General features: G+C 73.0%; 9 protein-coding genes and 1 pseudogene. 4 read left to right on the top strand and 6 right to left on the bottom strand.

Annotated elements, in window-relative coordinates; genetic code table 11:
* The 4 genes and pseudogenes from ACXJKG_RS16210 to ACXJKG_RS16225 all read left to right on the top strand — a co-directional run.
* Positions 1-475, top strand: a pseudogene (locus tag ACXJKG_RS16210) (hypothetical protein); the annotation flags it as partial.
* Positions 472-2,154: a murein biosynthesis integral membrane protein MurJ gene (gene murJ, locus ACXJKG_RS16215; RefSeq protein ID WP_456846777.1), complete on the top strand. Its 1,683-nt coding sequence runs from the start codon at positions 472-474 to the stop codon at positions 2,152-2,154. The pseudogene ACXJKG_RS16210 and the gene murJ, both read left to right, overlap by 4 nt.
* Before the next feature lie 71 nt (positions 2,155-2,225).
* Positions 2,226-3,896, top strand: a complete 1,671-nt coding sequence (locus ACXJKG_RS16220) for a CTP synthase (RefSeq protein ID WP_456846778.1) — start codon at positions 2,226-2,228, stop codon at positions 3,894-3,896.
* Positions 3,896-4,510, top strand: a complete 615-nt coding sequence (locus ACXJKG_RS16225) for an NUDIX domain-containing protein (RefSeq protein ID WP_456846779.1) — start codon at positions 3,896-3,898, stop codon at positions 4,508-4,510. The genes ACXJKG_RS16220 and ACXJKG_RS16225 overlap by 1 nt, the downstream gene beginning before the upstream one ends.
* A 64-nt stretch (positions 4,511-4,574) precedes the next feature.
* Here ACXJKG_RS16225 and ACXJKG_RS16230 read toward each other — a convergent pair whose 3' ends face one another.
* The 6 genes from ACXJKG_RS16230 to ACXJKG_RS16255 form a co-directional block, all read right to left on the bottom strand.
* On the bottom strand, positions 4,575-5,387 hold the full coding sequence (locus ACXJKG_RS16230; RefSeq protein WP_456846780.1) for an ABC transporter permease: 813 nt from the start codon (positions 5,385-5,387) through the stop codon (positions 4,575-4,577).
* A complete protein-coding gene (locus tag ACXJKG_RS16235; protein ID WP_456846781.1) occupies positions 5,387-6,439 on the bottom strand; it encodes an ATP-binding cassette domain-containing protein in 1,053 nt (350 codons plus the stop codon). The genes ACXJKG_RS16230 and ACXJKG_RS16235 overlap by 1 nt, the downstream gene beginning before the upstream one ends.
* Positions 6,440-6,497: 58 nt before the next feature.
* Positions 6,498-7,457 carry a COX15/CtaA family protein gene (locus ACXJKG_RS16240; protein WP_456846782.1) on the bottom strand — a complete coding sequence of 320 codons (960 nt, stop codon included), beginning with the start codon at positions 7,455-7,457 and terminating at the stop codon, positions 6,498-6,500.
* 57 nt (positions 7,458-7,514) lie between these two features.
* Entirely contained in the window at positions 7,515-8,054 is a 540-nt protein-coding gene (locus tag ACXJKG_RS16245; protein ID WP_456846783.1) for a hypothetical protein, read from the bottom strand.
* A 16-nt stretch (positions 8,055-8,070) separates the two neighbouring features.
* Positions 8,071-8,844 carry an ABC transporter permease gene (locus tag ACXJKG_RS16250; RefSeq protein ID WP_456846784.1) on the bottom strand — a complete coding sequence of 258 codons (774 nt, stop codon included), beginning with the start codon at positions 8,842-8,844 and terminating at the stop codon, positions 8,071-8,073.
* Positions 8,841-9,345 (bottom strand): AAA family ATPase (locus ACXJKG_RS16255; protein ID WP_456846785.1); only part of this gene is annotated, 505 nt, incomplete at its 5' end. The genes ACXJKG_RS16255 and ACXJKG_RS16250, both read right to left, overlap by 4 nt.

Here is a 9,345-nt window from a genome sequence, read left to right on the forward strand (position 1 = left end):
GCACCGGCCCGACGGCACGCGCCGGTCGGCGGTCGGCTGGCTGGCCGACGTCGCCGGCTCGGGCGCGTTGGTGGCGTCGAGCGCCAACCTGCTGAACCTGCTGGACCTGCGGCCCGGGMGCGCGCTCAAGGCGGCGACGCTCATCGCGGCGCCGCTGGCCGTCGGACCGGGCAGCGGGTCCGGTGCAGCCGCGTCCGTCCTCGGCATCGTCGGTGCGGCGATGGACCAGGACCTGGCCGAGGCCGACATGCTCGGCGACGGGGGAGCGAACGCCCTCGGCGCGACCCTCGGCACCGCGGTGGTGCTCAGCGCGCCCCGGCCCGTCCGGCTCGCCGTGCTCGCGGTCGTCGTCGGGCTCACCGTGGCGAGCGAGAAGGTGAGCTTCACGCGCGTGATCGAGAGCACCCCGGTGCTGCGCGAGATCGACGCCTGGGGCCGTCGGGCGGCCGACACCCCGGTGGACCGGTCCGCGTGAGCCCCGCCGCGCGGCGCACCCTCGCCGGGCTCGGCGGCGCCGCCGCCATGATCGCGGCCGTGACCGTCCTGAGCCGCGTGCTCGGGTTCGCGCGCTACCTGGTCCAGGCGCACGCATTCCAGGCGGGGAGCATCGGAGGCGTCTACAACACGGCCAACACGCTGCCGAACGTCCTCTTCGAGGTCGCCGCCGGTGGTGCCCTCGCCGGTGCGCTCGTCCCCGTGCTCGCCCTGCCGGTGTCCCGCGCGCTCCGCAAGGACGTCGACGCGATCACGTCGGCCACGTTCGGCTGGACGCTCCTGGTCCTCGTCCCGCTCGGAGCCGCCCTGGCGGCGTGCAGCGGGCTGATCGCCTCGGCGTGGCCCGGGCAGCTCGGTGACGCCGAGCGCGACCTGCTGCAGTACTTCATCGCGGTCTTCGCGGTGCAGGTGCCGATGTACGGCGTCGCAGTGCTGCTCTACGCCGTGCTCYAGGCGCACAAGCGGTTCTTCTGGCCGGCCTTCGCGCCCGTGCTGTCGTCGCTCGTCGTCATCGCGACGTACCTCGTCTACGCGGCGCTGGCCGACGGCGAGCTCGACGACCCGGCGGCCGTCACCAGCGGGGCGCTCGCCGTCCTCGGCTGGGGGACCACGCTCGGGGTCGCCGCGATGTGCTTCCCGATGTTCGTCCCGGTCCACCGCCTCGGCGTGCGGATCCGGCCGACCCTGCGGTTCCCGGCCGGCGTCGGCCGTCGCCTGGCCGTCCTCGCGTTCGCGGGCATCGGCTCGCTGGTCGCGCAGCAGCTCTCCGTGCTGGTCAGCCTCGTGGTCGCCAGCGCCCGGGGGAACGTGGGCACCTGGTCGGTCTTCCTCTGGTCGCAGCAGGTGTACCTGCTGCCGTACGCGGTCCTCGTCGTGCCGCTGGCCACCTCGACGTTCCCCCGCCTCGCGGCCCGCGCGGCGTCCGGCGAGCACGAGGGGTTCGCACGCATGGCCTCGGGGACCACCCGCGCGGTGCTGGCCGCTGCCGCGCTGGGCAGCGCCGCGCTGGTGGCGGCGGCACCGGCCGTCACGGACATCTTCGTGGGGATCGCCGACGGCGGGGCGGGCATGCGCGCCATGACCACGACGATCACGTGGCTGATGCCCGGGCTGCTCGGCTTCGCGCTCATGTTCCATGCGTCGCGAGCCCTGTACGCCCTCGAGCGCGGCCGGTCGGCGATCGCCGCGAACGTCGCCGGATGGGGCACCGTCGCGGTGGCGACCCCCGTGATCGCGGCGGCGCTGGTCCCGGCCGGCCACGACCCGGACGCGACGCTGCTCGCGCTCGCGCAGGCCAGCTCGCTCGGCATGCTGGTCGGTGGCACGGTGGCGGTCGTCCTGCTGCGGCGCGCCGCCGGCCGGGCCGCGACCGCCGGTCTGGTGCGGGCCGCGGTGGTCCTCGTTGTCGGTGCGGGCCTCGGCGCGCTCCTGGGTCGCTGGGTGGTGGACACGGTCGCGCAGGTGGCCGGCCACGGCGTGCTCACGGCGATCGGCGCGGCGGCCGGAGGCGGGATCATCGCCGCCCTCGTCGTCGCCGGTGCCGTGCTGGCCGGGGACCGCGGGACGCTGCGGGACTTCCGGAGCCTCGAGGCGCAGCCGCGGCCGCTCGTCGACGTCCGGGTCACGGACCCCGCCAACCCGAACGCGCCGCTGTCCTGACCTCCGACGTGTCCCGACTCACCTCGCGGGACCCTCCGGCCGGGCGCGTTCGTCGGGTAGGCTGGAATCCCGTGACAGAGCGCGCGCATCGACTCTCCGGGCGGTCGGATTCCACGACCCGGCACATCTTCGTCACTGGGGGTGTTGCCTCCTCCCTCGGTAAGGGTCTGACGGCGAGCAGCCTCGGCCGACTCCTCCGCTCCCGTGGCCTCCGCGTCACGATGCAAAAGCTGGACCCGTACCTCAATGTGGACCCGGGCACCATGAACCCGTTCCAGCACGGCGAGGTCTTCGTCACCGAGGACGGCGCCGAGACGGACCTGGACGTCGGCCACTACGAGCGGTTCCTCGACGTGAACCTCGTGGGCTCGGCCAACGTGACCACCGGGCAGGTGTACTCGCAGGTCATCGCCAAGGAGCGACGCGGCGAGTACCTCGGCGACACGGTGCAGGTCATCCCGCACATCACGGACGAGATCAAGACCCGCATGCGTCAGCAGGCGGACTCCGACATCGACGTGATCATCACCGAGATCGGCGGCACGGTCGGCGACATCGAGTCGCTGCCCTTCCTCGAGGCCGCGCGTCAGGTGCGCCACGACCTCGGCCGCGACAACGTGTTCTTCCTGCACGTCTCGCTGGTGCCGTACATCGGTCCGTCGGGCGAGCTGAAGACGAAGCCGACCCAGCACTCCGTCGCCGCGCTGCGCAGCATCGGCATCCAGCCCGACGCGATCGTCCTGCGCGCGGACCGGGACGTCCCCGACGCCACGAAGCGCAAGATCGCGCTCATGTGCGACGTGGACGTCGAGGGGGTCGTCACCGCCAAGGACGCCCCGAGCATCTACGACATCCCGCGCGTGCTGCACTCCGAGGGGCTCGACGCCTACGTCGTGCAGCGGCTGAGCCTCCCGTTCCGGGACGTCGAGTGGAAGGGCTGGGACGAGCTGCTGCACCGCGTCCACCAGCCGGCCCACCGCGTCGAGGTCGCGCTCGTCGGCAAGTACATCGACCTGCCCGACGCGTACCTGTCCGTCACTGAGGCCCTGCGCGCCGGCGGCTTCCACCACGACACCAAGGTCGTCATCCGCTGGGTCACCTCCGACGACTGCCAGACGCCCGAGGGCGCCCGGCTCGCCCTCGAGGGTGTCGACGCGGTGCTGGTGCCCGGCGGGTTCGGCGTCCGGGGGATCGAGGGCAAGCTCGGCGCGCTGCGCTGGGCCCGCGAGAACCTCATCCCGACGCTCGGCATCTGCCTCGGCCTGCAGTGCATGGTGATCGAGTACTCGCGCAACGTGCTGGGCCTCGACGGCGCGTCGTCGTCCGAGTTCGACGCCGACCCGTCGCACCCCGTCATCGCCACGATGGCCGAGCAGCTCGCGATCGTCGGCGGCGAGGGCGACCTGGGCGGCACCATGCGCCTGGGTGCCTACGAGGCCGTCCTCACGCCCGGGTCCGTCGTGTCCGAGGCGTACGGCGCCACGCGCGTCTCCGAGCGCCACCGCCACCGCTACGAGGTGAACAACGCGTACCGCGACAAGCTCGAGGACGCCGGCCTGGTGATCTCCGGCGTCTCGCCCGACACCTCGCTGGTCGAGTTCGTCGAGCTGCCGAAGGACGTGCACCCGTACTACGTGTCCACGCAGGCGCACCCCGAGTTCAAGTCGCGTCCGACCCGGGCGCACCCGCTGTTCGCCGGGCTCGTCGAGGCCGCTCTCGCCCAGCGCGGCGACGAGTCCTGATGGGGGAGCCGCTCGCTGACCGCTCGGCGGCGCGGCCCGTCCTGACGCACGAGGTCATCCACGCGGGGAGGATCTTCGACCTGGTCGGCGACGTGGTCGATCTCGGGGACACGCAGGTGCTGCGCGAGTACGTCGCGCACCCCGGCGCCGTCGCCGTGATCGCCCTCGACGACGACGACCGGGTGCTGCTGCTGTCGCAGTACCGGCACCCGGTGCGCTCGGAGCTCTGGGAGCCGCCCGCCGGCCTGCGGGACGTCCCCGACGAGGAGCTCGTCGTCGCGGCGGCCCGCGAGCTGGCCGAGGAGGCCGACCTGGTCGCCGGAGCGTGGTGGCGGCTGGTCGACTTCTTCACGACTCCCGGCGGCTCGGACGAGCGGATCAGGGTGTTCCTCGCGCGCGACCTGAGCCCGGTGGCCGACGGCGACCGGCACACCCGCACCGACGAGGAGGCCTCGATGGTGCCCGTGTGGGTGCCGCTGGACGAGGCCGTCGAGGCCGCCCTGGCCGGTCGGCTGCACAGCCCGACCGCCGTCACGGGCGTGCTGGCCGCCGCTGCGGCCCGGGCGGGCGGCTGGTCGTCCCTGGTTCCCGTCACCCTGCCGACCGCCGGCTGACGGCAGGCTCCACCGGCTGACGCCGACGGCGCGCGACCCCTCGTCGCGCGCCGTCAGCAGCCGCTCAGCGGCTGGTCGACCGCCGGTACTGCATGTTGGCGAGCGGCACGAACACGATGATGAAGATCGCCGTCCAGATCAGCGTGTAGAGCTCCGCGTGCTGCAGGGGCCATGCGGTCGGCGGCGGGACCTCCGGCGGGATGTTGCCGAAGAGCTCACGCGACGCCTGGGTCACCGCGGACACCGGGTTCCACTCGGCGAACGTCTGCAGTGGCGCCGGGAGCGTCTCCAGGGGCACGAAGGTGTTGGCGACGAACGTCAGCGGGAAGATCACGATGAACGTGGCGTTGTTGAACACCTCGGGGCTCGGGACCAGCATGCCGAGCCACGCCATGATCCACGAGATGGCGTAGGCGAAGACGATGAGCAGCAGGTAGCCGAGCGCCGCCTCCGCGACCGAGCTGTGGATGCCCCAGCCGACCAGGAGCCCGGTCAGCGACATCACGATCAGCACGAGCACGTTGTTGGCGACGTCGGAGATCGTCCTGCCCGTCAGCACCGCCGACGGGGCCATCGGCAGCGACCGGAACCGGTCGATGATCCCCTTCTTCAGGTCGTCCGCCAGACCTGCGCCCGTGATGGTGGCGCCGAAGATCACGGTCTGGGCGAAGATGCCGGCCATGAGGAACTCGCGGTACGCGTCGGGGTCGGCGCCGCCCGGCACGGCGATCGCACCGCCGAACACGTAGGCGAACAGCAGGACGAACATGATGGGCGACAGCGTGGTGAAGACCAGCAGGTCCGGGACGCGCTTGATCTTGATGATGTTGCGCTTGGCGACGACGTAGGAGTCGGAGAAGACGGTCGGCGCGGCCATCAGGCACCTTCCTCGGAGAGCTCGTCGGCGGCCGCGTGACGGCCGGCTCGCGCGGCGTCCGGAACCGGCGGCGGGGGAGGCTCCGACGCGGGGGGCTCTCCCTCCTCCCCGTCCTCGGCGGCCCGCCCGGTCAGGGACAGGAAGACGTCGTCCAGCGTCGGCCGGCGCAGTCCGACGTCGTCGATCACGATCCCCGCGTCGTCGAGGACACGCAGCGCCTCCGTGAGCACCTGCGCGCCGCCGCTGATCGGCATGAGCAGCGTCCGTCGGCCCTCGTCCAGGCCGGCCTTGCCGACGCCCATGGGCTCGAGGAGGTCCCGGGCGTCCAGCAGCCGCGCCGGGTCCCGCACGGTGAGCTCGAGCCGCTCCCCGCCGACCTGCATCTTGAGCTGGTCCGCCGTGCCCTGCGCGATGATCTTGCCGTGGTCGATGACGACGATGTCGTCCGCCAGCAGGTCGGCCTCCTCGAGGTACTGCGTGGTCAGCAGGAGCGTGGTCCCGCCGGCGACGAGGTTCTGGATGACCTCCCACATCTCGGTCCGACCGCGGGGGTCCAGGCCCGTGGTCGGCTCGTCGAGGAAGATGATCGGCGGGTCGGCGACGAGCGCGCCCGCGAGGTCCAGCCGGCGCCGCATGCCGCCCGAGTAGGTCTTGGACGGACGGTCCGCGGCGTCCTCGAGCCGGAACGCCGCCAGCAGCTCGCGTGCCCGCTCGCGCGACCGCTTCACGCCCAGGTGGTAGAGCCGCCCGATCATGTCGAGGTTCTCGAAGCCCGTGAGGTACTCGTCGACGGCGGCGTACTGGCCCGAGAGGCCGATCCGGCGCCGGACGTCCCGCGGCTTGGCGAGGACGTCCACGCCGGCCACCGTCGCGGACCCGCTGTCGGGCTTCAGGAGCGTGGTGAGGATGCGGACGATSGTGGTCTTGCCSGCGCCGTTGGGSCCGAGCAGCCCSAGCACSGAGCCGGWCGGCACGGTGAGGTCGACCCCGTCGAGGGCCGTGACGCTCTTGTAGTGCTTGACGAGTCCCTGCGCAGTGATCGCGTCAGCCATGGGTCGAGGCTAGGAGAGACCACCGACATCGGCACAGGGCATACCCGGGCAGACCGGGTCAGGCGGCGGTGTGCACCCCGTCGAGCGCCGGGACCGTCGAGCGCGTGCGCAGGCTGCCCACGAAGAACGTCACCGTCGACGCCAGCAGCGCGGCACCGAGCATGTGGAGGTTGACCAGCCCGATCGGCAGGCCGGTGAACAGCTGGACGTAGCCGATCAGGCCCTGGCTCAGCGTGACCCCGAGCAGGACCAGCCCGGTGGTCCAGGGGCGCCCGGACACGCCCCGGCGGCGCAGCAGCACCAGCACGGCGACGAGGACGGCGACGAAGGCCCAGACGGACGCGGCGTGCAGCTTCGCCATGAGCCACGGGTCGACGCCGAACCGGTAGCCCACCTCGTCGTCACCCGAGTGCGGCCCCGCGCCGGTCACGACGACCCCGAGGGCGAGCACCACGGCCGTCAGCGCCACGAGCACGCGGGCGAGGGTGCGGGTGGTGCGGTCGACCAGGGGCACGGCCGGCCCGTCGCCCTCGCGCGTCCGCACGACGAGCCACGTCGAGAACGCGACCAGGGCCATGGAGATGAGCAGGTGGCTGCCGACGATCGCGGGGTTCAGGTCGACCAGCACGGTGATGCCGCCGATGACGGCCTGGACCAGGACGCCGACGACGGGCACGACGCCAAGCCGGCGGTACGCCGACGGGCGGCGGCGGTCGCCGGTCACCAGCAGGGCCACGGCCAGGGCGATGACCACGAGCACGAAGCTGACGGTCCGGTTGCCGAACTCGATGAAGGGGTGCAGCGACGTCGCCTCGTGCAGCTGCGGCGTGAACTGCCCGGGCTCGCACTGGGGCCACGTCGAGCAGCCGAGGCCCGAGCCGGTGAGACGCACGGCGCCACCGGTGACGATGATCGCGATCTGCCCGACCAGGTTGGCGACGACGGCCGTCCAGGTCCACCGGTCGCGGATCCGGTCCAGGGTCGACGAGGGGGCGTCGAGGGCAGGCGTCGAGCTCACGTCGACCAGCCTACGGTTCGGTCCCGGTGCTCCCGACCGCCCGGCGGGCGAGGCTCGTCACAGCGGGATGTCGAGCGCTCCGCCCGCGGCGAGCAGCGTCAGGGCGATGCCGACGACGACGGCGAAGGCGCTGGGCACGAACACGTGGGGGAGCCAGGCGGTGTGCCGACGCATCCGCCGGATCTCCTCGCTCGTCATCTCGCGCGGCGGCTCCGCGAGGGCGGCGGCCGGGTCGCTCCGACCCGCCGCGGTCCACGCGGCGTCGATCCGCGGTGCCGAGACGGGTACCCCCTGCAGCCGCAGGTCCGTCCACGACGCCGACCACGCCTCGATCTGCCGCATCCGGGGGTAGTAGCGGACCTGGTGCCGCTTGGTCATCGCCTCGATCAGCCAGAACGCGGCACCTGTGGCGGCGGCCAGGGCGAACAGCGCGTAGTGCTGCTGCTGGAAGCCGAGCCCGAGACCGGCCAGGCTCAGCGTGACCGACCAGCTCTTGACGGTCAGGAGCCGGCCGTCGAAGTCGGAGACGGTCCGGACGAGCGCGGCGTACTCGGCGGCGAGGGCTGTCTGGAACGTGCCGTCCTGCGCGGGCTCCATCGGCYCACGGTAGCGGTCAGTGCCAGCGGAACAGSCGGCTCGCGCCCCAGCCCAGCGCGGCGGCCCAGSCSACGAGGACGACGACGGACCAGGCCGGGAGCACCCCGTGCATGAGCGTCTCCCGCATGGCCTCGCCCAGCGCCCCGGACGGCAGCAGCAGCGCGACGTGGGACATCGGCCCCGRCAGCTGGCCGGCCGGGATGATGACCCCGCCCGCGACGGCGAGGACGAGCAGCAGGAGGTTGGCGACGGCCAGCACGGCCTCCGCGCGCAGGGTCCCCGCGACGAGCAGGGCGAGCGCGGTGAAGGCCGCGGTGCCGAGGACGATCGCCACGACGGCCAGGAGCAGCCCGGTCGGGTCCGGGTGCCAGCCGAGCAGCAGCGCGGTCGCGCCGATGATCGCGACCTGCACGATCTCGACCACCAGCACGCCCAGCACCTTGCCGGCGAGCAGCCCGCCGCGCCCGAGCGGGGTGGTGGAGAGCAGCCGGAGCACGCCGTTGCGGCGGTCGAACGACGAGGCGATGGCCTGYGAGGTGAACGACGTGGTCATCACGGCCAGCGCGAGGATGCCCGGCGTGAGGAAGTCGATGCGGCTGGCGCCGCCGGTGTCCAGGTCGATCGAGGTGGCCCTGGTCAGCCCGACGAGCACGAGGACCGGGACGATGATCGTCACCAGCAGCTGCTCGCCGTTGCGCAGGATGGCGCGCGCCTCGAACGACGTCTGGGCAGCGACGCGCTGCGCGGTGGGGGCGGCCAGGCGCGGCGGGTGCTGTGCGGCGGCGCTCATCGCAGGTTCCGTCCCGTGAGGTCGAGGAAGACATCCTCGAGCGTGCGACGACCGACCGACAGCTGCGTGACCAGCACGCCCTGCTCGGCGAGCCAGGAGGTCAGGGCGGCCACGGTCCGCGGGTCGACGGCGCCGGTCACGGTGTACGAGCCGTCGCGCGGCTCGGTCACCGCGAAGTCCGGACCCAGCGCCGACCCGAGGTCGAGCCCCGGCGTGGTCTCGAGCCGCAGGGATCGGTCGTCTGCCGAGGACACGAGCGACGGCACCGAGCCCTGGGCGATCACGCGCCCGTGGTCGACGACGACCACCTGATCCGCCAGGTCCTCGGCCTCGTCCATCAGGTGCGTCGTGAGCAGCACCGCGACGCCCTCGTCGCGGAGCTCCCGCACGAGGTCCCACACGGCGTGCCGGGACTGCGGGTCCATCCCGGCGCTCGGCTCGTCGAGGAACACGACCTCCGGCCGGCCGACGATCGCGGCGGCGAGCGCGAGGCGCTGGCGC

It is taken from the genome of Cellulomonas sp. P5_C6, from assembly GCF_054049635.1.

Excerpts from the sequence above, each read along its gene's own strand:
- ACXJKG_RS16225 (WP_456846779.1), top strand. The coding sequence starts at position 3,896 with ATGGGGGAGCCGCTCGCTGACCGCTCGGCGGCGCGGCCCGTCCTGACG.
- ACXJKG_RS16230 (WP_456846780.1), bottom strand. The coding sequence starts at position 5,387 with ATGGCCGCGCCGACCGTCTTCTCCGACTCCTACGTCGTCGCCAAGCGC.
- ACXJKG_RS16245 (WP_456846783.1), bottom strand. The coding sequence starts at position 8,054 with ATGGAGCCCGCGCAGGACGGCACGTTCCAGACAGCCCTCGCCGCCGAG.